At 69.4% G+C, this 21,045-nt stretch carries 22 protein-coding genes and 1 pseudogene; 10 read left to right on the top strand and 13 right to left on the bottom strand.

Annotated features, from left to right (window positions below):
- Positions 1-58: 58 nt before the first annotated feature.
- Complete coding sequence (locus tag AC1RRR_RS12280) at positions 59-3,127, bottom strand: efflux RND transporter permease subunit (protein WP_492813380.1); 3,069 nt, start codon at positions 3,125-3,127, stop codon at positions 59-61.
- A gap of 4 nt (positions 3,128-3,131) precedes the next feature.
- Positions 3,132-4,208 carry an efflux RND transporter periplasmic adaptor subunit gene (locus AC1RRR_RS12275; RefSeq protein ID WP_492813378.1) on the bottom strand — a complete coding sequence of 359 codons (1,077 nt, stop codon included), beginning with the start codon at positions 4,206-4,208 and terminating at the stop codon, positions 3,132-3,134.
- A 76-nt stretch (positions 4,209-4,284) separates the two neighbouring features.
- Here AC1RRR_RS12275 and AC1RRR_RS12270 point away from each other — a divergent pair, with 76 nt between their 5' ends.
- Together AC1RRR_RS12270 and AC1RRR_RS12265 are read left to right on the top strand one after the other, a co-directional pair.
- Entirely contained in the window at positions 4,285-4,908 is a 624-nt protein-coding gene (locus AC1RRR_RS12270; RefSeq protein WP_492813377.1) for a TetR/AcrR family transcriptional regulator, read from the top strand.
- Between the two features lie 50 nt (positions 4,909-4,958).
- The gene (locus tag AC1RRR_RS12265) at positions 4,959-5,159 is read left to right on the top strand and encodes a hypothetical protein (protein WP_454717695.1); all 201 of its coding nucleotides are present in this window, start codon (positions 4,959-4,961) and stop codon (positions 5,157-5,159) included.
- Between the two features lie 24 nt (positions 5,160-5,183).
- On the opposite strand, the gene AC1RRR_RS12260 is transcribed toward AC1RRR_RS12265, so the two are convergent.
- Both AC1RRR_RS12260 and AC1RRR_RS12255 read right to left on the bottom strand, forming a co-directional pair.
- Positions 5,184-5,543: a nuclear transport factor 2 family protein gene (locus tag AC1RRR_RS12260; RefSeq protein WP_492813375.1), complete on the bottom strand. Its 360-nt coding sequence runs from the start codon at positions 5,541-5,543 to the stop codon at positions 5,184-5,186.
- 11 nt (positions 5,544-5,554) lie between these two features.
- Positions 5,555-6,310 carry an SDR family NAD(P)-dependent oxidoreductase gene (locus AC1RRR_RS12255; protein ID WP_492813374.1) on the bottom strand — a complete coding sequence of 252 codons (756 nt, stop codon included), beginning with the start codon at positions 6,308-6,310 and terminating at the stop codon, positions 5,555-5,557.
- Between the two features lie 118 nt (positions 6,311-6,428).
- Here AC1RRR_RS12255 and AC1RRR_RS12250 point away from each other — a divergent pair, with 118 nt between their 5' ends.
- Positions 6,429-7,334: a LysR substrate-binding domain-containing protein gene (locus AC1RRR_RS12250; RefSeq protein WP_492813372.1), complete on the top strand. Its 906-nt coding sequence runs from the start codon at positions 6,429-6,431 to the stop codon at positions 7,332-7,334.
- Here AC1RRR_RS12250 and AC1RRR_RS12245 read toward each other — a convergent pair.
- On the bottom strand, positions 7,324-8,688 hold the full coding sequence (locus AC1RRR_RS12245) for an aminotransferase-like domain-containing protein (RefSeq protein ID WP_492813370.1): 1,365 nt from the start codon (positions 8,686-8,688) through the stop codon (positions 7,324-7,326). The two genes, AC1RRR_RS12250 and AC1RRR_RS12245, sit on opposite strands and share 11 nt — an antisense overlap.
- Before the next feature lie 50 nt (positions 8,689-8,738).
- On the opposite strand from AC1RRR_RS12245, the gene AC1RRR_RS12240 reads away from it, so the two are divergent.
- Entirely contained in the window at positions 8,739-9,149 is a 411-nt protein-coding gene (locus AC1RRR_RS12240; RefSeq protein ID WP_492813368.1) for a DUF983 domain-containing protein, read from the top strand.
- Between the two features lie 15 nt (positions 9,150-9,164).
- Here AC1RRR_RS12240 and AC1RRR_RS12235 read toward each other — a convergent pair whose 3' ends face one another.
- Positions 9,165-9,623 (bottom strand): carboxymuconolactone decarboxylase family protein, encoded by a 459-nt coding sequence (locus tag AC1RRR_RS12235; protein ID WP_492813366.1) that lies wholly within the window; start codon positions 9,621-9,623, stop codon positions 9,165-9,167.
- A gap of 97 nt (positions 9,624-9,720) precedes the next feature.
- Here AC1RRR_RS12235 and AC1RRR_RS12230 point away from each other — a divergent pair, with 97 nt between their 5' ends.
- Positions 9,721-10,578, top strand: a complete 858-nt coding sequence (locus AC1RRR_RS12230; protein ID WP_492813364.1) for a sigma-70 family RNA polymerase sigma factor — start codon at positions 9,721-9,723, stop codon at positions 10,576-10,578.
- Here the strand turns inward: AC1RRR_RS12230 and AC1RRR_RS12225 are convergent.
- Positions 10,575-10,958 carry an MAPEG family protein gene (locus tag AC1RRR_RS12225; RefSeq protein ID WP_492813362.1) on the bottom strand — a complete coding sequence of 128 codons (384 nt, stop codon included), beginning with the start codon at positions 10,956-10,958 and terminating at the stop codon, positions 10,575-10,577. The two genes, AC1RRR_RS12230 and AC1RRR_RS12225, sit on opposite strands and share 4 nt — an antisense overlap.
- 71 nt (positions 10,959-11,029) lie before the next feature.
- Here AC1RRR_RS12225 and AC1RRR_RS12220 point away from each other — a divergent pair, with 71 nt between their 5' ends.
- Positions 11,030-11,464, top strand: coding sequence for a winged helix-turn-helix transcriptional regulator (locus tag AC1RRR_RS12220; RefSeq protein WP_492813360.1), 435 nt, complete (start codon positions 11,030-11,032; stop codon positions 11,462-11,464).
- Here AC1RRR_RS12220 and AC1RRR_RS12215 read toward each other — a convergent pair.
- Positions 11,407-12,030, bottom strand: coding sequence for a GNAT family N-acetyltransferase (locus tag AC1RRR_RS12215; protein WP_492813358.1), 624 nt, complete (start codon positions 12,028-12,030; stop codon positions 11,407-11,409). The two genes, AC1RRR_RS12220 and AC1RRR_RS12215, sit on opposite strands and share 58 nt — an antisense overlap.
- 4 nt (positions 12,031-12,034) lie before the next feature.
- Entirely contained in the window at positions 12,035-12,343 is a 309-nt protein-coding gene (locus AC1RRR_RS12210) for a polyhydroxyalkanoic acid system family protein (protein ID WP_454717687.1), read from the bottom strand.
- Positions 12,344-12,457: 114 nt separating this feature from the next.
- On the opposite strand from AC1RRR_RS12210, the gene didA reads away from it, so the two are divergent.
- Both didA and AC1RRR_RS12200 read left to right on the top strand, forming a co-directional pair.
- Positions 12,458-12,652 carry a DNA damage-induced SOS-independent cell division inhibitor A gene (gene didA, locus AC1RRR_RS12205; RefSeq protein WP_492813356.1) on the top strand — a complete coding sequence of 65 codons (195 nt, stop codon included), beginning with the start codon at positions 12,458-12,460 and terminating at the stop codon, positions 12,650-12,652.
- A 47-nt stretch (positions 12,653-12,699) separates the two neighbouring features.
- Entirely contained in the window at positions 12,700-13,704 is a 1,005-nt protein-coding gene (locus AC1RRR_RS12200) for a dipeptide epimerase (RefSeq protein ID WP_492813563.1), read from the top strand.
- 135 nt (positions 13,705-13,839) lie between these two features.
- Here the strand turns inward: AC1RRR_RS12200 and AC1RRR_RS12195 are convergent, their stop codons facing one another.
- Positions 13,840-14,769 (bottom strand): winged helix-turn-helix transcriptional regulator, encoded by a 930-nt coding sequence (locus tag AC1RRR_RS12195; protein WP_492813354.1) that lies wholly within the window; start codon positions 14,767-14,769, stop codon positions 13,840-13,842.
- A 124-nt stretch (positions 14,770-14,893) separates the two neighbouring features.
- Between AC1RRR_RS12195 and AC1RRR_RS12190 the strand changes: the two genes are divergently transcribed.
- Both AC1RRR_RS12190 and AC1RRR_RS12185 read left to right on the top strand, forming a co-directional pair.
- A complete protein-coding gene (locus AC1RRR_RS12190) occupies positions 14,894-16,117 on the top strand; it encodes an acetyl-CoA acetyltransferase (protein WP_492813352.1) in 1,224 nt (407 codons plus the stop codon).
- A 150-nt stretch (positions 16,118-16,267) separates the two neighbouring features.
- Positions 16,268-17,059: a DUF1295 domain-containing protein gene (locus AC1RRR_RS12185; protein ID WP_492813350.1), complete on the top strand. Its 792-nt coding sequence runs from the start codon at positions 16,268-16,270 to the stop codon at positions 17,057-17,059.
- On the opposite strand, the pseudogene AC1RRR_RS12180 reads toward AC1RRR_RS12185, so the two are convergent.
- From AC1RRR_RS12180 to AC1RRR_RS12170, 3 genes and pseudogenes are all read right to left on the bottom strand, one after another.
- Positions 17,056-17,849, bottom strand: a pseudogene (locus tag AC1RRR_RS12180) (DUF72 domain-containing protein). The gene AC1RRR_RS12185 and the pseudogene AC1RRR_RS12180 overlap by 4 nt on opposite strands.
- 49 nt (positions 17,850-17,898) lie before the next feature.
- The gene (locus tag AC1RRR_RS12175; RefSeq protein WP_492813348.1) at positions 17,899-19,287 is read right to left on the bottom strand and encodes an L-serine ammonia-lyase; all 1,389 of its coding nucleotides are present in this window, start codon (positions 19,285-19,287) and stop codon (positions 17,899-17,901) included.
- Positions 19,288-19,378: 91 nt separating this feature from the next.
- Complete coding sequence (locus tag AC1RRR_RS12170; RefSeq protein ID WP_492813346.1) at positions 19,379-21,034, bottom strand: M28 family metallopeptidase; 1,656 nt, start codon at positions 21,032-21,034, stop codon at positions 19,379-19,381.
- Positions 21,035-21,045: the final 11 nt, after the last annotated feature.

The raw sequence follows: 21,045 nt of genomic DNA, 5'->3' as shown, positions 1-21,045 counted from the left end.
CGCGATGCGTATTCGCATCGTGACACCTCCCCCCGTTTCACGGGTGAGGAGGATGCCCCTAAGCCGCCTCCGCCTTCCCCCTTGCCGTCAGCCAGTACATCACCGGCGTCGCCACGCGGCTCAGCAGGGTGCTGGTGATCAGCCCGCCGATGATGGCGATGGCCAGGGGCGAGTAGAGGCCCGAGCGTTCCACCGCCAGCGGCAGCAGGCCGCCGATCGCGGTCACGGAGGTCAGCAGCACGGGCAGGAAACGCACCTCGCCGGCCTTCTCGATGGCGTCGTGCAGGCTCATGCCTTCACGCCGCAGCTGCTCGGTGAAGTCGACCAGCAGGATCGAGTTCTTGATCTCGATGCCGATGAGGGCGATCACGCCGATCGTGGCGGTGAAGGACAGCGAATAGCCGGTCAGGGCCAGGGCCAGCACCGCGCCGAACACCCCGAACGGGATGATGCCGGCCACGACCAGGGCGGTCTTGAACTTCTGGAACTCCAGGACCAGCACGGCCAGGATGCCGAACACGGCGACCAGCACCGCCGCGCCAAGGCCGGCGAAGCTCTCCGAGGCGGCCTCGGCCTCGCCGCCCAGCGACAGGCGATAACCCGGTGGCAGGGGCAGTTGTTTCTCCAGCCGCGCCTGGGCCTCCGCCGTCACGGCCGAGGCGAGGAAGCCGGTGCGGACGTACGAGCTGATGGTCACCGTCCGCTCGCGGTCGAAGCGGTCGATACGCGAGGGGCTGCTCTTGAGTTTCGGCGTGGCGATGGCGTCCAGCGGGGCGGCCAGGCCGTCGGCGGTCGGGACATAGACGCCCTTCAGCGCCGATAGCGGGTTACGCGCCGCGCCGTCGACTTGGGCCATCGGCAGCCGCACCGTCACGGCGTAGTCGTCGCCGTCCGGGTCGCGGAAGCGGGCGGTTTCCTCGCCGGACAAGGCCAGGCGGGCGACACGGCGAGCGGCGCCGGCGGGCACGCCCAGGGCGGCGGCCTTGGCCTCGTCGACGCCGAGGTCGAGGTCGGTGCGGTCCAGGCGGATCGGGTTGGTGACGTCGCGCGTGCCCGGGGTGGCCTTGAGGATCGCCTCGGTGCGGGCGGCCAGGGCCTTCAGCACCTCCAGGTTCTGGCCGGTCAGGCGGATGGCCACCGGGGCGTCGATCGGCGGGCCGTTCTCGAAGGTGACGACGCTGATCCGCGCGCCGGGATAGTTGGCGAAGTCCTTGCGCAGGCCGTCCAGCACCTTGTCGCTCTTGCCCGGCTCCCAGGCCTTCAGGCTGACGAACACCTCGGCGAAGGTCGTGGCGCTTTCCCGTTGGCTGCGGTTGTAGAAGATCTGCGGATTGCCGCGGCCCAGGTTGGCGGCCTCCCACGCGACGTCGGGCTCCTTCTTCAGGCGCGCCTCGACGTAGCGCAGGGCCTGGTCGGTGCGGGCCAGGGACGACCCGTCGGGGGTTTCGACGCGGACCAGGAACTGCGGGGTCTCGGCGGCCGGGAACAGCGACGAGCCGATCAGCTTCACCAGCGGCAGGGTGGTCAGGCAGATGGCCAGCAGGATGGCCAGGGTCAGCCACGGCCGCGCCAGGGACCGATGCAGCACCGGCCGATAGAAGCGGTGGATGCCGTCATTGACCGCCCGCAGCAGGGCGTTGCCCTCGGGGTCTGAGTGCTTGTCCAGCAGGCGGCTGGCCAGGAACGGGATGATGGTCATCGAGACCAGCAGCGAGGCGGCGATGGTGCACAGCACCGTCACCGGCAACGACTTGATATAGGCCCCCGCCCCGGCCGGCAGGGCCATCAGCGGCAGGAAGGCCAGCATCAGGGTCGCCGTGCAGCCCAGCACCGCCAGGCTGATCTGGCGTGTGCCGTTGATGGCCGCCTCGACCCGGTCCTCACCCTCGCGCACCCGGCGGGCGATGTTCTCTGTGATGACGATGCTGTCGTCGACCAGCAGGCCCAGGGCCAGCACGAAACCGGCGATCGACAGCTGGTTCAGGGTGAAGCCGAACGCCTGCAGCATGGTCAGGCCGATCAGCAGGCTCAGCGGGATCGAGACCATCACCACCAGGCCCGCGCGCGGCCCCAGCGGCAGCAGGGTGATCAGCACCAAGGCGAGAGCGATGCCGAAGTCGCGGAACAGGTTGTTCAGCCGGTGGCGGACGTTCTCGGCCTGGACGAAGCCGCGCTCCATCTTCACCCCGGCGGGCAGGGTCTTTTCGTAGTCGTCCAGCACCTGCTGCACGCCCTGGGTGATCTTGGCGACGTCCTGGCCGTCCTTCTGGTTCACGGTCAGGAAGATGGCGCGCTTGCCGTTGAAGCGGGTCAGGTGCGAGGGCTCGGCCTGTGCCCAGGCGACGGTGGCGACATCGCGCACGCGGGTGACCTGGCCGCCGATCGAGCGCACCGGCGTGTCGGCGATGGTCGCCAGGTCGTGGAAGGCGCCGCCAGACTTGACGTTGAAGCGGCGCTCTCCGGCCTGCACCGCGCCGATGGGGGCCTCGGCTCCCGCCTGCCTCAGAGCGTCGGCGACGGCGGTGGCGGGCAGGCGCAGCGCGGACAGGCGAGCCAGGTCCAGGGTAACCTGCACCTGCGACGGCGGCGCGCCCCAGTACTTGGCCTCGCGCACGCCCGGCACCCGGTCCAGGCGCTCGCGCAGGCGGTCGGCGGTCTTTTCCAGCCGGCGCATCGGCATGATGTCCGAGGTCAGAGCGACCTGGACGATCGACACCTCGGTGGTGCGGATCCGCTCGATCTCCAGCCGCTGGACGCCGGCCGGCAGGGCGCCGCGGATGGCGTTCACCTCGCGCACGACCTGGTCGAACTTGCGTTCGGTGTCGACGTTCCAGGTGAAGTGGACGCGGATCACCGCCGCCCCGTCCACGGCGGTCGACTCGACCTTGTCGATGTCGTCCAGCCCGTCGACGGCGTCCTCGATCGGGTCGACGATCAGCTGCTCGATCTCGGACGGCTCGGCGCCGGGCAGCACCGCGCGGACGATGACGATCGGGGTGGGGAAGTGCGGGTCTTCCGAGCGCGGCACGCTGGTCAGGGCGTTGACGCCCAGCATGATCAGCAGGCCGAAGGCCACCAGCGTGAACTGCCAGCGGCGGACGGCGAAGGTCGCCAGGTCGAAGGTCATGGCTCTAGCGACCCAGATGGGTGGGATCGATGACCCGCACGGCCTCGCCGTCGGCGACGAAGCCGGCCCCGGCGGTGATCACCTGGGTCCCGCCCGGCAGGCCCGAGACCAAGGCGTCGTCGCCGTCGAAGCCACCGAAGGTCACCGCCGTGCGCCGCGCCTTGCCGCCGTCGAAGCGGTAGACGAAGGCCCGCTGACCGGTCGCCTCCAGCACCGCCTCGGCGGGGATGCGGGCATAGGCGGCCGCAGCGCCCGTCGGGGTGCGGACCTGCAAGGTCGCGTGCGCCACCTGGCCGGAGCGCAAGTCGGCCGGCGGGGCCGAAAGCTCGATCTCGACACTGATCGCGCCGGTGCGGGTGTCGGCGGCCTCGCCGACGCGGGTGACACGGCCGTTGAGGGGCTGGCCGCCGAGATCCTCGACCGTGACCTGGGCTGTGTCGCCAACCCGGATGCGAGCGGCGTCGCGGGCGGCCAGGGGCAGGCGCAGGACCAGCGGCGAGGTCAGGTCGGCGACCCGCGCCACCACCTGGCCGGCGGCCACGACCTCGCCCGCCTGGGCTCGGCGCTCCAGCACGACGCCGGAGACCGGCGAGACCAGGCTGGCCCAGCGGCGGTCGAAGCGGGCGGCGTCATAGGCGGCCTGGGCGGCCTTCAGTGCGCTGGTGCGGTCGTCGATGCGCTGGCGGCTGACATAGCCCTTGTCGAACAGCGCCTTGTCACGCTCGACGTCGCGGCGGGCGCGCTCGAGGTCGGCAGAGGTCTGCTGCTGGCGGGCGTCGACGCCGGCGGGGTCGATGGCGGCGATGGCCTGGCCGGCCTGGACGCGGTCGCCGGCCTCGACCCGCAGGGCGGTCAGGACGCCGGGGATGCGGAACGACAGGGCCATCTCGCGGCGGCGTTCCAGCGTGCCGGCGCCGGTGACCGCGCCGGACGCTCCGGGGGCGGCGACCCGCGCGGCCTCGACCGGGGTGGGCGCGACCGGCTCATCGGTCTTGGGCTTGTCGCCACAGCCGGCCAAGGCCACGGTCATGACCACGGCTGTCGAAGCCAGAAACCGGTTCCGCCACATAAGCTGTTCCACATCGATCGATGATAAGTTATCAGTGATCGATAATGCTTGCTTGTCAAGCTTGCAGACCGGTGGTCAAGGACGTCGGATGAAGACCCGTTCCCCGCGTAAACCCAAGGGCCAGGGCGCTGAGCGCCGCGAGGAGATCCTCGACGCCGCCCAGAGCCTGTTCGCCCAGAAGGGCGTCCACGCCGTCTCGACCCGCCAGATCGCCGAGATCGCCGGCATCTCGCAGCCGGCCCTGTACGCCTACTTCGCCACCAAGGACGACATCGCCGCCGAGCTGTGCGTGCGGGCCTTCGCGATCCTGGGGCAGAAGATGGCGCTGGCGCGGGTCGACTACACCCCGACGCCGGAGAACTTCGAGCGCTGCCTGCGGGTCTATATCGACTTCGGGCTGGAGCATCCCGACGCCTACCGCGTGGCCTTCATGCTGGAGAAGAGCGTCGACGGCTCGTTTCTGGAGAAGACCGGCGGCCGCCCGATGATCGCGGGCAAGGAAGTCTTCCACGTCTTCGTCGAGATGGTGAGCGAGCTGCACGCCAAGGGCCTGATGGCCGGCGGCGACGTCATGGCCGCGACCCAGTCGCTGTGGGCCGGCCTGCACGGCCTGGTCTCGCTGCTGATCGCCCGGCCGGAGTTCCCGTGGGTGGATCGCGAGCCGCTGATCGCCACCCATGTGGCCATGCTGCGCCGAGGGGCGTTGAAGTAGGACCTTTGGGTCTCTAGATGAGCGCCTCGTTTTTCCGGGAAGGATCCCCCATGGCCAAGCTCCTGCCGCTCCAATCGTTCAGCCTGCAGGAAACCGAGGACGGCTACCGCCTCCTGGTCTCGGCCATCGGCGGCGAGTCGATCTACGTCTCGATCACCACCGACCAGATGGACGACATCATCGACAGCCTCGAGAACGCCATGGGCGGCGAGGGTGACGCTGAGATCAACGAGGACGACGTCGAGTTCTAGACCCGACGCCGCCCTAGTTGGCCGCTACCCCTCGCCATCCAGGAACAGGTAGATCGCCGCGATCTTCCCATCCCGCACCAGGATGAAGTCCACCCCCGCATAGCGCGACGGCTCCCCAGGCGGGCCCGAGACCCAGGCGATCATGCCGCTGTCGGCATTGGCCTGGGCCGGGGCGGTCTCGGTATAGGCGAAGGTCGGGTGCGAGGCCCGGACCGCGCCGGCCATCTCGACGATGGCCTCGCGACCGCGATAGGTCGAACCCTTCGGGCCGTGGAAGACGATGTCGTCGGCGAAGATCTCGTCGGCGACCGCCCGGCGGCGGTCGGCGTCACCCTCGCCGAACACCTCGTGCAGATTGCGGGTCAGCAGCTGCTGTATGGTCATCTCGATCCTCCTCAGACTTGCGTCATGCCGCCGTCGACGACCAGTTCGGCGCCGGCGATGAAGCTGGCGTCGCTGGACGCCAGGAAGGTCACGGCCTTGGCGATCTCGGACGGGTCGCCGACGCGGCCCAGCGGGATCTGGCTGGCCATGAAGTCCAGCAGGCCTTGCTGGGCGGCGGCCTCCGGTCCGGCCAGCTCGACCAGGCCCGGCGTCTTGATCGGTCCGGGCGAGACGACATTGACGCGGATCTGGCGGTCCTTGAGGTCGGCGGTCCAGCCGCGCGCCAGGTTGCGCACCGCCGCTTTCGAAGCGCCGTAGACGCTGAAGGCCGGCGTGCCCTGCACCGCGGCCGTCGAGCCCATCAGCACGATCGCGCCGCCGTCGCGCAGCAGGGGCAGGGCCTTCTGCACGGTGAAGATCACGCCCTTCACGTTGCGGCCGAAGATGTCCTCGTATTGAGCCTCGGTGATCGCGCCCAGCGGCAGCATGTCGCCGCCACCGGCGTTGGGCACCAGCACGTCGATATGGGCGTGGCGCTGCTGGATCGCATCATACAGCTTGTCCAGGTCGGCCAGCTTGGAGGCGTCGCCCTGGACGCCGGTCACGTCGCCGCCGATCGCCTTCACGGCGGCGGCCAGTTCGGCCTCGCGGCGGCCGGTCACGTAGACCGAAGCGCCCAGTTCGGAGAAGCGCTTGGCCGTGGCCAGGCCGATGCCGCTGGCGCCGCCGGTCACCACCACAACCTTGCCTTCGAAAGTCTTGCTCATCGTCTTTGTCCTTTGGTTTCGCCGGCGGGGCGTCCGTCGGTGAAAACAACATGCATTCGGGACGGAAAGCGGAGTAGACGGGTAAATCGGCTCTCAGCGTTCCATTAGTGAGACAATCGTGGCGATCGACCTCAACGACTACGTCCTGTTCGCCGAGGTGGTGGCCCATGGCGGCTTCGCGGCGGCGGGCCGGGCGCTACGTCAGCCGAAGTCGACGCTCAGCCGTCGGATCGCGGCCCTGGAGGCGCGGCTGGGCGTGCGGCTGATCGAGCGCTCGACCCGCCGCTTCCGGGTCACCGAGGTCGGCCAGGCCTTCCACGAGCGCTGCCGCCTCCTGATTCTGGACGCCCAGCAGGCCGACGCGGTGGTGGCCGAGGCGCTGAGCGAACCGCACGGCCTGGTGCGGTGCAGCTGTCCAGTCGGGTTGATCGAGGCCCTGTCGCCGACCTTCCAGGCCTATATGGCGCGTTATCCCAAGGTGCGGCTGCAGGTCGTGGCGGTGGACCGGCCGGTGGACCTGATCGCCGAGCGGATCGACGTCGCCATTCGTGTGCGCCTGACCCTGGACACCGACGCGGCGCTCACCATGCGCACCCTGGGTCGATCGAGCCGCATCCTGGTGGCCGACCCCCGCCTGGCGATGCGCTGCGCCGGCCAGCCGCTGGCGGCGCTGGCCGACCTGCCGACGCTCAGCCCCACCGACCAGATCGGCGAGCTGGAGTGGGAGCTGCTGAACGCCGAGGGCGAGGCGCGGAGCGTCAAGCATACGCCGCGCATGACCTGCGGCGACTTCGGGGCCTTGCGCGAGGCCGCCGCCGCCGGCCTGGGCGTGGCCTTCCTGCCCGACCATGCGTGCCGCGACCTGCTGGAGGCCGGCCGGCTGGTGCGGGTGTTTCCCGACTGGGGCAGCCGGCCGGGGATCGTGCACGTCGTCTTCACCACCCGCCGTGGCCTGCCGCCGGCCGTGCGCGCCCTGATCGATCAGCTGGCCGAGGCGTTCCGGCGCGGCGGGCTCACCGACTAGCCAGGGCCGCCAGTTCCTTCAGGCCGCGCGCCAGCGTCGCGCGCTTGCCCGCCGCGCCCAGCGAGATGCGCAGGCCTTCGCCAGTCGCGCCCGGCGCGCGGAAGGCCTCGGCGCCGACCAGAGCCAGGCCGCGTTCGCGGGCCGCCGGGCTGGCCACGGCGCCGGGCAGCCAGACATGCAGGCTCTCCGCGCCGCCCAGAGCCGCCGGCAGCAGTTCCGCCGCCAGGGCGCGCCGCGCCACGGCCTCTTCTCGCACCCCGGCCAGCACCTGACCGGCGATCCCGTCGCGGATCCAGCTGGTGACCACGGCCGCCATCAGCGGCGCGGGCATCTGGGCGATGGCGTGCAGGGCCGCCGCGAAGCCCTCGGCCTGTCCCGGCGGGGCGACGACATAGGCCAGGCGCAGACCCGGCGAGAGGGTCTTGGCGGTGGTGGCGACGTGGAACACGCCCTCGGGCCACAGGGCGGCGAGGGCGGGCAGAGGCGCGGCGGGCAGCAGGCCGTAGGCGTCGTCCTCGATGATCGTCACGCCGGCCGTCCGCGCGATGTCGACGACGGCTTCTCGCCGCGCCAGGCTCATGGTCGCCGCCGTCGGGTTCTGGAAGGTCGGGGTGACACAGATCAGGCGCGGGTGGTGCTTGGCGATCAGGCGCGTCAGAGCCTCGGGCTCCAGCCCCTCGCGGTCTAGCGGACAGGCCACGACCCGCAAGCCCCGTCGCGCGGCGGTGGCCAGCAGGCCCGGATAGGCGAAGGCCTCGGCGATGATCGTGTCGCCGGGGACCGTCAGGTGATCCAGCAGCGCCGACAGCGCCGTCTGCGCCCCGCTGGCGACCACTACGCGGTCAGGCGTGACCTCGCCCAACACCGGTACAAGCCAGGCCGCGCCGGCTGTCCGCTGGGCCAGCGATCCCGCGCCAGGGTGGTAGGCCATCAAGGTCGCCGGATCGGTCCGCGCCAGGATCGCGCCCGTCGTCTCGCGCAACAGGGCGGCCAGGTTCAGCCCCGCCGGCGGGGGCGGCAGGTTCATCGACAGGTCGACGAGGCCGGCTTCATCCTCGATTGTCCGTAAGCGGATGAATGTGCCGCGACCGGTCGTGCCCTCGATCAAACCGCGCTCGCGGGCCAGGGCGTAGGCGCGGGTGACGGTGGTGAAGTCGATTCCGACAAGACGGGCGACTTCGCGCTGGGCCAGGATCTGATCACCGGCCTGCAGCTCGCCCTCGGCCACCGCGTTTTCCAGGGCCTGGGCGATCCGGCGATAGGCGGGGCCGTCCAGGGCGTCGATCCGACGCAGCCAGGCGGGCGCTAGATTCGGTGATCCCTTAGTTGTGGTCACGCGACAATATCCATACATTGATCGCACAATGTATGGATCAATCCTGCGATTGTAGGAAGGGCTCTTCGATGGCCGACCAGGAATTCTATGACTCTCCGACCCCCGTCGAGGCCGGCCTGAAGTGCTGCTGCCCCCGCTGCGGCGAGGGCAAGCTCTATAGCGGGTTCCTGAAGCTGGCCCCGTCGTGCGACCGCTGCGGCCTGGACTACAGCTTCGCCGACCCCGCCGACGGCCCAGCCTTCTTCGTGATGAGCGGCGTCGGCATCGTGATCATCTCGATCTTCGCCTGGGTCGAGGTGGCCTTCCACCCGCCGATCTGGGTGCATTTCGCCACGGTGTTCCCGGCCTTGATCGTCGGCTGCCTGGGCACCCTGCGCCCGGTTAAGGGCTGGCTGGTCGCCGCCCAGTACATCAACAAGGCCGAGGAAGGCCGCTTCGAGAGCCTGGGCCGCCACGACTACGACTCGCGGCGGCTCTAGACCCTCAGGAGGGGGTTAGACCCCCAGCGAACCCGCCACCTGGCGCGTCGCCGCGTTCAGGCGGTTCCAGACGTTGATCGCCGAGATGCTGATCAGCAGGCCGGCCAGGGCCTTCTCGTCATAGTGACGGGCGGCTTCGTTCCAGACGTCGTCCGGCACCGGGTCGGCCTTGTCGGCCACTCGGGTTACGGCCTCGGCCAAGGCGAGCGCGGCGCGCTCGGCGTCGGTGAAGTAAGGCGTGTCGCGCCAGCCGGCGACGGTGGCCAGGCGCTCGGGGCTCTCGCCAGCCTTGGCGGCGGCGCGGGCGTGCATCTCCAGGCAGACGCCGCAGCCGTTGATCTGGCTAACGCGCAGGTGCAGCAGCTCGTGCAGGGTGTCCGGCACGCCCTCGACATGGGCGGACTTCGACAGGGCGATCAGGGCCTTCATCGCGTCGGGCAGCAGGAAGGCGGGCTGGGTCATACGGGCTTGCATCGGACTTCTCCTTCAGATCGTTTCGACGTGCCGGTCACATCCGGCGATTTGCGTTCGTCGAAGAGGTGACGGACCCCGATGGAGCGATGTGACCGCCGTGACTGAAAAAAATTATCTGGCCCAGAAATTCGAAGCCGACCGCACCCGCCTGCGGGGCGTGGCCTACCGCATGCTGGGCTCGCTGCCCGAGGCCGAGGACGCCGTGCAGGAGGCCTGGCTGCGGCTGTCGCGGGCCGACACCAGCGGCGTCGACAACCTGTCGGCCTGGCTGACGACGGTGACCTCGCGCGTGTGCCTGGACATGCTGCGCAGCAAGAAATCCCGCCGCGAGGACGCCCTGCTGGAAGGCGGTCCCGAGCCATCGGTCAGCGGCGAGGACGCCATCGAGCGCGAGACCATCCTGGCAGACTCCGTGGGTCTGGCGCTGCTGGTCGTGCTGCAATCCCTGAATCCGGCCGAACGCATCGCCTTCGTGCTGCACGACCTGTTCGACATGCCGTTCGAGCAGATCGCGCCGATCGTCGACCGCACGCCCGACGCCGCGCGCCAACTGGCCAGCCGGGCCCGCCGCCGGGTGCGCGGCGGTGACGTGCTGGATACGGCCCAGACAGCTCAGAAGAGCGTGGTCGACGCCTTCCTGCTGGCCTCGCGCACCGGCGACATGGCCGGGCTGATGGCGGTGCTGGATCCCAATGTCGTGGTCCGCGCCGACGTGTTCGCCGGCGGCGGCCAGACCCGCGAGCTGCGCGGCGCCGAGACGGTGGCGAACTTCTACAACGGCCTGGCCCAGACGGCCCGCACGGCCCTGGTCGACGGCGCGATCGGCGCGGTCGTGGCCCCGCTGGGCAAGCTGTACGTCGTGCTCGATATCAAGATCGAGAACGGCAAGGTCGTCGAGATCTTCGCCTCCGGCGATCCCGACCGCCTGGCCTCGGCCGAGGTCTCGGTGGTCTAGAGGAGGCGCAGGCCCAGTGTCACGGCGGCGCCCAGCAGCGAACCCCAGGTCAGCAGGATGCCCAGCTGACGCGCGCGCAAGGGTCCGCCCAGCATGCCCCAGGCGTGGGCGAGGCGGCCCAGGACGACGGCGGTGGCGATGATCGCGATCGCCGTCGTCGACGCGCCGCCCACCTCGGCCAGGCCCAGCACGATCAGGGTCAGCGGCACATATTCGACGAAGTTGGCCTGGGCGCGGACGCGGCACTCCAGGTCCTTGTCGCGGCCGTGGCCCAGCGAGACCTTGGCCTTGAACCGCTGGGCCGAGATCGGGACGCTGAGCCCCACCAGGGCGACGGCGGCGAGCGCGGCCAGGGCGGACGTGATAGGTGCGACGATCATTCGGATTTCCCCCACTTGTTGGCGGGACTATCCGGGCTTAGGTTGCATTTTGCAAGCGTGAGATCGCCGTGATGGACCGCACCTTCCGTTCCGACTGCGCCATGGCCTCGACCCTGGATATCCTGGGGGACAAGTGGTCGCTGCTGGTGATCCGCAACCTGATGCTGGGCGCGCGCAGCTTCCGCCAGATCCAGTCCGCCCCCGAGGGCATCGCCACCAATATTCTGTCCGAGCGCCTGAAGCGCCTGGTCGAGGCCGGGTTGATCGTCGAGCAGCGGGCGGACGCCGGTTCGGGGGCGCGGGGGCGTTACGCGCTCACCCAGGCAGGGGCCGACCTGTTGCCGGTGCTGCAGGCCATCGCGGTCTGGGGGCGCGACAACATCCCCAACCGCCGGCCGATTCCGGAGGGGCTCCTGACCATGACGCCGTCGCAGCTTCTGACGCGCGATCAGCCGCTGATGACGGACACCACTTCGCCGACCTCGGACCAGCCCAAGGTCGAATAGAGCGCCCGGCCGTCCGGCGTAGCGATCAGCACGCCGTCGCGGGCGCCGCGCTCGATCGCGGCGTTGGTCAGGCGGCGCATGATCAGGCCGCCCAGGCCGCGCCGGCGGTGGGCCTCTTCGGTGATGATGCGGTCGAAGGTGACCGCCTCGCCGTTGAGGCCGCAGCGGCCGGTGGCGGCGGGGTCGCCATCGGGCCCGTCGATGTCGATGTGCAGCTTGTTGTCGGTCTCGATCAGGCGAAGCGTGTAGCCCGCCGGCGGCTCGGCGTCCGGGAGAGCGGCCAGGCGTGTGGCCATCAGCCAGGCCGGGTCCCGCAACGTCCAGCCGGCCGGCACGTGGGGCAGGATCGTCTCGCGCGGCCCCAGGGCCTCGACATAGGTGAAGGGCTCGGTGATCCCGGTGACCAGGCGGCGATAGGCGTCCGGATCGAAGGCCGAGGTGACCACGTGCCGGCCGACCTGATCGGGGAAGCCGATCTCGAACCACAGTCCGGCCGGTCCCGGTACGGGATCGCCATAGCCGCGCGCCCGGCAGTAGCCGGTCGCCCACGTTCCGAGCGTGTTCATGGGACTATTTCAGCAGCAACTGGCCGCGGCGGGTCAGCTCGTCCTTGATCTTGCCGGCCGCCATGCCCAGCAGGCCGGGCAGGGTGATGTCGAGGCGGGCGTGGTCTTCCAGCACCTGGACGACGCCGGTGATGGTCGAGCCCATGGCCACGGCCGAGAAGTTCAGCACGTCGCCGGCCCAGCTTTGGGTGAAGCCCTTGGCGTCGCCGCCGGGGATCTGGCCGGCCAGCTGCGACAGGCCCTGTTCCAGGCGGCGCTTGGCCTCGGCCGCGCCCAGCTGGTGGGGGATGTTGATGCTGACGGTCTTGGCCATGGAATCCTCGTGAAGGCGCACCGCTGAAATGCGGGTGGCAGCGGTCCAGTTCAATACGTCCGATTCTGGCGCACCGCACAGCCAAGGTCTCTCCATCAGATGAGGGACGACCACATGACCGACTTCGCCATGACCCAGCCGCTTCGCTTCGTCCGCCCTGGTCGTCCCGGCGGCCTGCTCGGCGCCATCCACTATGCCGGCGTGCTGCTGGTCTGGGCGGTGCTGTTCGTCGTCGACCGTCCGCTGGCCCTGAAGGTGATGGCCGAGCGCCGCGCCGACTCGCCGATCCCCCGTCACTGGGGCTGGTGATTTTGGGGGGCTGGTAGGATCTGGCGAAACGCGGCATGCCTGCGGGCATGTCGATCGCCGTCTCCGTCCGCCCGGTCTCGCACCTGCTGAAGGCTCCGTTCCGCATCTCGCGCGGTGTCAAGACCGCCGCCGATGTGGTCGAGGTGACCGCCTCGGCAGACGGCCACATCGGACGTGGCGAGAGCGTGCCTTACGGCCGCTACGACGAGACGGTGGAGAGTGTGCTGGCCCAACTCGCGCCCGCGCTGGCCTCTGACGATGTCGAAGCCGCCTGCGCCGCCCTGCCGCCCGGCGCGGCTCGCAACGCGCTTGATCTGGCGCTGTGGGACCTGCGCGCCAAGCGCACTGGCGTCAGCGTGGCGGAGGCCACCGGCCTGGCGGTCCCGACGGACCTCGTCACCGCCGTGACGGTCAGCCTGGACGAGGCCGAGAAGATGGCCGAGGCCGCCCGCGCCGTCGCCGACGCGCCGCTGATCAAGATCAAGCTCTCCGCCGAAGACCCCGCCGCCCGCCTGCGCGCCGTCGCGGCCGCCGCGCCGAATTCGCGGCTCATCGTCGATCCCAATGAGGGCTGGACGTTCCAGATCCTGGATGGGCTGAAGAGCCTGCTGGCCGACCTGCCGATCGCCCTGGTCGAGCAGCCGCTGCCGGCGGATGCGGATCATGAACTCGAGGGCTGGGACCCGCCGTTCACGGTCTGCGCCGATGAGAGCGTCCATGTCGGCGGCGATCTGGCGGCGCTGCGCGGGCGGTATCAGGCGGTGAACCTGAAGCTCGACAAGACCGGCGGCCTGACCGAGGCGGTGGCGATGCTGCAGGCCGCGCGGGGGCTGGGGTTCCAGGTGATGACCGGGTGCATGGTGGCCTCGTCGCTGGGCGTCGCGCCGGCGCTGCATCTGGGCGGGGCGAGTGACTTCGCGGATCTCGATGGGCCGTGGTGGCTGGCGGTGGATCACCCCGGCGGGCTGCGGGTGGAGCGCGGGCGGATCAGGGCGCCCAAGCCGGGGTTCTGGGGGGATGGGGAAGACACCCACGGCCTTTGGCTGACCTAGCTCTCTCCTCCCCCTTTGGGGGAGGGGGACCGCCGAAGGCGGTGGAGGGGCCAGCACCGGCCGATTCATGACCACCCCCCTCCGTCACGCCACGCTTCGCGGGCGCGCCACCTCCCCCAAGAGGGGGAGGAGAGCTTAGGGGACCTTGGTGTTCTCGACGCTGACGCCCCCGCCGCACCCCCCACACCGCACCACCGGCTCCAGTCGCGCTCCGCAGCTGTGCGTCAGGATTTCCGGACTCCCCTCACTCCCCGCCAACCACCGATCGCCCCACGCCATCAGCGCCGCGATCAGCGGAAACAGGTCACGTCCCTCCTGCGTCAGCCGATACTCCCACCGCTCAGGCCGCTCCTGATACCGCACGCGCTCCAGCATCCCCCGCGCGACCAGCCGCTCGAGCCGGTCGGTCAGGATGTTGCTGGCCACCTTCAGCCCGGCCTGGAAATCCTTGAACCGGCGCAGGCCGTAGAAGGCCGCCGCCACCAGGTGGGCGGTCCAGCGGTCGCCTAGCACCTCGATGCCGCGCTCCAGCATCGGATGCAGGGCCGGGCCGCCGACGTCGTCCGAGCTGGCGCGGCGCGAGTGGCGGGCCGGCGGCGCGGGCTCCAGGCCGGCGCCGGGGCCAGGGGAGAGGGTGATGTCGCGCACCTTCACCGCCTCGCCGCAGGCCTTGCAGGCCAGGACGGGCTTCAGCGGCTGGCCACAGGGTTCGTGGACGATCTGGTGCGAAGGGCAACCCGGATCAAAGCGCCAACGCATCTCCCAGCCCAGCAGCATCAGCGCCGAGTCGTAGAGGTCACGGCCCATGGCCGTCAGTCGGTACTCAAAGCGCGGCGGGCGGTTCTGATAGAGGCGGCGTTCCAGGATACCGCCGGCCTCCAGCCGCTTGAGGCGGTCGGTCAGCAATGAGCGGGCGACGCCGGTCATTTCCACGAAGCCGTCGAACCGTTTCACGCCCATGAAGGCGGCGTACAGCACCAGGAGAGTCCAGCGGTCGCCGATCAGGTTCAGCGCGCGGGCGGCTGAACTGCGTCTGACCAGGGTGGGGGCCTTCTGAGCGACCATGGCCGGTTGGTGGGGCGTTTCGGCAGGCTAAGTCAATCAGCGTTCAAACCATTGTTCGTCTAGGTCGTAGACTCGACGATGGTCGCTTGTATAATCGAACTAACTAGAAGAAGGGAGCTGGCGCATGGTCTATGTGCTGGGCGGTTGGCAGAGCGACTTCGCCGCCAACTGGAGCCGCGAGGGGCGCGAACTGGCCGACGCTTTCGCGCAGGCCGTCGGGGAGGGCCTGGCGGCGGCCGGTCTCGACGTGGGGGACGTCGAGACCGGCCATGTCGGCAACTTCGCCGCCGAGCTGTTCGCGGGCCAGGGTCTGCTGGGCGGCATGTTCGGCCTGGTCGATCCCGACTTCGACGGCCTGCCGACCGCGCGCCACGAGGCGGCCTGCGCCTCGGGCAGCGTGGCGATCCTGGCGGCGACGGCCGAGATCGAGGCGGGGCGCTATGATCTGGCCTGCGTGGTCGGCGTCGAGCAGATGCGCAACGTCCCCGGCCAGAAGGCGGCCGAGAACCTGGGCAGCGCCGCCTGGGCCGGCCACGAATTCCAGGACGCGCGCTTCCTGTGGCCGCGCGCCTTCTCCGACCTCGCCGACGAGTACGACCGGCGCTACGGGCTGAAGTACGAGCACCTGATGGGCATCGCCGAGGTCAATTTCGCCAACGGCAAGCGCAATCCCAACGCCCAGACGCGCGGCTGGAACTTCGGCCCCGAGGCCTTCACCGCCGACGAGGCCGCCAATCCGGTGGTCGAGGGCCGCACGCGCAAGCAGGACTGCGGGCAGGTCACCGATGGCTCGGCCGTGGTGTTCCTGGCGTCGGAGCGACGGGCGCGGGAATATGCCGACAAGCGCGGCATCGCGCTGGAGAGCATTCCGCGCATCAAAGGCTGGGGTCATCGCTCGGCCCCGATCAGCTATGCGCGCAAGGTCGAGGCGTCGCGGGATAGTGACTACGTCTTCCCGCAGGTGCGCCGCGCCATCCTGGACGCCCGCGCGCGAGCCGGCATCGCCGATGACGTCTCCGGCATCGACGCGGTCGAGACCCACGACTGCTTCACCGCCACGGAATACATGGCCATCGACCACCTGGGCCTGACCGCGCCGGGGGAGAGCTGGAAGGCGGTCGAGGCGGGGGACATCGCGATGGGCGGACGTCTGCCGATCAATCCGTCCGGCGGGCTGATTGGCGCCGGGCACCCGGTGGGGGCTACGGGCGTTCGGATGCTGCTGGACGCGTGGAAGCAGACCTCGGGACGGGCCGAGGACTATCAGGTCGAGGGGGCAAAGACGGTGCAGACGCTGAACATCGGCGGGTCGACCACGACGACGGTGAGTTTTGTCGTGGGGACGTAGGGGGAGAGTTAGATGCTCCCCCGCGATGCGGGGGAGCTGTCGCGTAGCGACTGAGGGGGCGAGTGCTGCTCAAGCCGAGCTAGCCCCCTCCGGCCCTCTGGGCCACCTCCCCCGCATCGCGGGGGAGGATCTTCGGTTCAAAGGACTTCAATGCCTCCGCTGCTCACCCTCCTGCTCACCAACGCCGCCGTCTCGCTCATCGCGTTCCTGCTTCTGTGGATCATCAGTCTACGGATCAAGGACGTGAGCTTCATCGACGCCTGGTGGGGACCCAGCATGGCGCTGCTGGCCTGGAGCACCTTTTTACAGTCGCCGCCGACGCCACACGCCTTGCTGCTGACGGGCCTCTGCACCCTGTGGGCGGCGCGGCTGGGCGGATACCTCTTCTGGCGCTGGCGCAAGCACGGGGCCGATCGGCGCTATGTCTCGATGATCGCCCATGCCGAGAAGACGCGCGGCTGGAGCTTCGCCAAGACGGCCCTGATCTACGTGTTCAGCTTGCAGATGCTGTTGGGTTTCGTCGTCGCCCTGCCAGTGCAGCTGGGTCAGCAGCCGGGACCGCTGGGTTCCTTTGCGATCGCCGGCGCGGTGCTGGCCCTGATCGGCATCGCCTTTGAGACGATCGGCGACTGGCAGTTGACCCGCTTCAAGGCCAATCCCGCCAATGCCGGCCAGGTCATGGATCGGGGTCTGTGGCGCTACACCCGCCACCCGAACTATTTCGGCGACGCCTGCGTGTGGTGGGGGCTGTACGGCATCGCCGCCGACACCGGGCTGGGCGCCTGGAGCCTGCCGGGGCCGCTGCTGATCACCTTCTTGCTGACGAAGTGGAGCGGCGTGCCGACCACCGAGGGGCGGATGCGCAAGAGCAAGCCGGGTTATGCGGAGTACGTGGCGCGGACGAGTGGGTTCGTGCCGTGGTTTCCGAAGAGGACGGCTTAGCCCCTCAGCTTCTCGATCAGAGCCATCGCCGCCGCCGGGTTGCGCACCTTGGCCCCGGCGATGAAGTACGCGAACACGTCCCCGCGCTCGGCCCATTTCCGCGTCTGCTTCACCACGCCATCCAGCTCGTCCGAGCTCATCCCGGTCGGCTCGTCTTCCTTGCTGGACATCAGCCGCGCATAGGTGAAGTCGGCCGTGGGTTCGTCGATGCAGGGCCAGGTCGGCTCCTCGTCGTCGACGGCGTAGATGATGGCCGCGCCGTACTTGGCGGCCAGGTCGTAGAACTCCTGGCAGGCGAAGGTCGGATTGCGGACCTCCAGCGCGTGGCGCAGGCGCACCCCGCCACGCTCTTTCGGCAGTAATTTCAGGAATCCCTCGAAATCAGCCGGATCGAACTTCTTGGTGCCCATGAATTGCCAGTTGATGGGGCCCAGCTTCGGACCAAGCTCCTCCAGCCCCTGGGACAGGAATTTCTCGAGCGAGTCGTTGTTCTCGCTCAGCACCTTGCGGTTGGTGCAGTAGCGGCTGGCCTTGACCGCGAACACGAAGTCGTCCGGCGTCTCGTCGCGCCACTTCTGCCAGCTGTTCGGCTTGAAGGTCGAATAGTAGGTGCCGTTGATCTCGATGCTAGTCAGCTTGGACGACGCATATTTCAGCTCGTCCTTCTGCTTGACGTCAGCGCCGTAGAAGGGACCGCGCCAAGGCTCGAACGTCCAGCCGCCGATGCCCGCCCGGATCACGCCCTTGGCCATGTTTGTTCCCTTCCTGTTCTTGGTGCGCACCCTAGCATCGCCGCGCGGTTCGGCAAGAGCGGGCGACAAGCCTGCTGACTCCTGCCGTCAGCACTCCACCCGGTTCACCGACAGGCCCACCGCCAGGCCGCCCATCGAGGTTTCCTTGTAGATCTCGTTCATGTCCTCGCCGGTGCGCTTCATCGTGGCGATGACCTTGTCGAGCGACACCGAGTGCTGGCCGTCGCCCAGCAGGGCCAGGCGGGCGGCGTCGATGGCCTTGATGGCGCCCATGGCGTTGCGTTCGATGCAGGGGATCTGCACCAGGCCGCCGATCGGATCGCAGGTGAGGCCCAGATTGTGCTCCATGCCGATCTCGGCGGCGTTCTCGATCTGGGCGTTTGTTCCCCCAAGAGCGGCCGCCAGACCGGCGGCGGCCATCGAGCAGGCCACCCCGACCTCGCCCTGGCAGCCGACCTCGGCCCCGCTGATCGAGGCGTTGCGTTTGTAGAGCGCGCCGATGGCGGCGGCGGTCAGCAGGAACACCCGGATCTGTTCCGGCGTGCCCTTGTGGAAGCGCACGAAGAACCGCAGCACCGCCGGCACCAGGCCCGCCGCGCCATTGGTCGGGGCGGTGACGACGCGGCCGCCGGCGGCGTTCTCTTCGTTGACCGCCATGGCCCACAGATTGACGAAGTCCATGGCCGCCAGCGGGTCGCTCATCTGGCGCTCCATCCGGCCCAGGATGGTCTGGTGGATCTGGCGGGCGCGGCGCTTGACGGTCAGGCCGCCGGGCAGGACGCCGTCCTGGCGCATGCCGCGATCGATGCAGGCCTCCATGGCCTCGAAAATGCGGTCGAGGCCGGCGTTCATGTCGCCTTCCGACATCCGCGCCAGCTCGTTGGCGCCCATGACCCCGGCGATCGACAGGCCGGCGTCGGCGGCGCGTTGCAAGAGGTCGGCACCGCTCTCGAAGGGGTGGGGGATGATTGGGCCGGGCTCGGGCGGGGCGTTGCTGCCCATCTCGAACTCGTCGCGCACGAAGCCGCCGCCGATCGAGAAGTAGGTGCGCTCGGCCAGGACTTCGCCGGCTTTGTCGAAGGCGGTGAAGGTCAGGCCGTTCGGATGCTGGGGCAGGCGCTCATGGCCCAGCCAGACGATGTCGCGAGCTTCGTCGAAGGCGATGGGGTGGTCGCCGCCGAGGTTCAAGGACTGGGTGGCCTGGCTCTCCAGCAGCGCGGCCTCGCCGGCGTCGGGATCCAGCGTGGCGGGCACGAAGCCCATCAGGCCCAGGATCACGGCGCGGTCGGTGGCGTGGCCGCGTCCGGTCAGGGCCAGCGAGGCGTAGAGGCGGGTCTCGACCCGAGCGACGGCGGACAGCTTCCCGGCGTCACGTAGGCGGCCGATGAACAGCCCGGCGGCCGTCATCGGCCCCATGGTGTGGCTGCTCGACGGGCCGACGCCGAGTTTGAAGAGGTCGAAGACGGAGGCGGTCATACAAAAACTCCCGCCCATCCCCGCGAAAGCGGGGACCCAAGCGGCACGTCAGAATGGATCCCCGCTTTCGCGGGGATAGTCGGTAGCGAGATTACTTCCGCTGCGCGGCGGTCTTGTCGCGCAGCGCCTTGAACTCCGACCCCGCCTGCCACTGCGGCCACACGCGGCTGTTCGCCAGGTCCGCGCCGATCTCGTAGACCAGCCCCAGGTCCATGGCCTGGCCCGACAGGTCCCAGCTGGCCGACCATTCGTCGGCCGGCTGGTGGTAGCGGTTTTCGGTGTAGTCGGCCTCGGCCTTCTCGCCGGCTTCCTTGCCGCCGTTGATCAGGTCGTTGCCCGAGCCGATCGAGATGGCCGGCACGCCGCGCTTGGCGAACGGGAAGTGGTCCGAACGATAGAAGTGGCCGGCCTGCGGCGACGGATCGGGCGTGAAGTAACGGCCGTGCAGCTTGGCCTTGGCGACCAGCATGTCCTGGAGGTCGACCTTGCCGTCGCCGGACGTGCCGATGTCCTTGGCCGGACCGGCGGCCGACAGGGCGTCGATATTGATGTCGCCGACCGTGGTGGCGATCGGGAACAGCGGGTTGGCGCTGTAGTACTCCGAACCCAGCAGGCCCTTCTCCTCGGCGGTCACGGCCAGGAACAGGATCGAGCGCTGCGGCGCGGGCCTGGACTTGAAGGCGCGGCCCAGCTCGAGCAGGGCGGCGATGCCGTCGGCGTTGTCGATCGCGCCGTTATAGATCTTGTCGCCCTTGGCGTCCGGGGCGCCGACGCCCAGGTGGTCCCAGTGGCCGCTGTAGATGATGGTCTCGTTCGGGAACTTCGTGCCGACGATGCGGCCGGCGACGTTCTTGGACGTGATCACCTGGTGCTTGACCTTGAAGTCGGCCGAGAAGGTCACGCCGGGCAGTTCCACGGCCTTGAAGTCGCGGCTCTGGGCCTGCTTCTTCAGGGCGTCGAAATCCAGGCCAGCCTGCTTGAAGAGGTCAACGGCCGTATCGCGCTGGATCCAGGCCTCGATGGCCGGATGCGACTTGGCCGGCTCCTTGCGGACGATGTCGAACATCACGTTGGTGTTGGAGTTCTTGACCGTCGCCCAGCCGTACGAGGCCGGGGCCGTCTCGTGGACGATCAGCACGCCGGCGGCGCCCAGGCGGGCGGCCTCTTCGTACTTGTAGGTCCAGCGGCCGTAATAGGTCATGGCCTTGCCGCCGAAGTCACCCGAGCCGGTCTCGAAGTCCGGATCGTTGATCAGCACGACCAGGATCTTGCCCTTCACGTCCAGGCCCTTGAAGTCGTCCCAGTTCCGCTCCGGAGCCTTGACGCCATAGCCGGCGAAGACGATCGGGGCGTTCTTCAGCGAGACGGCGTCGACATTGGTCATGGACGCGCGGATGGCGATCTGGTCGCCCTGGGCCAGCGGCGTGCTCTTGCCGTCCTTGGACACCGAGGCGGCGACCGGGCCGGCCATCTCGAACTTGGCCAGCGGCACGTTCTGGGTCCAGGCGCGCTTGCCGTCCTTTTGCACATCGCCGGCGGGGGTCAGGCCGATGGCCTTCATCTGCTCGACGATGTAGCCGACAGCCTTGGTCTCGCCGGCCGTTCCGGGGCCTCGGCCCTCATATTCGTCGGACGACAGGATCTTGATGTGGGCCGACAGCTTGACGGGGTCGATCTTGGGCGCGTCGGCGGCCTGCGCCAGCATGGGAGCGGCGATCAAGGCGGTGGCGAGCAGCAGGCGTTTCATCCGGAACCCTC

The organism is Caulobacter sp. GW821-FHT12D05 (assembly GCF_058807295.1).
The sequence above is the reverse complement of the archived record's forward strand: the minus strand, read 5'-3'. Positions and strand labels throughout refer to the sequence as shown.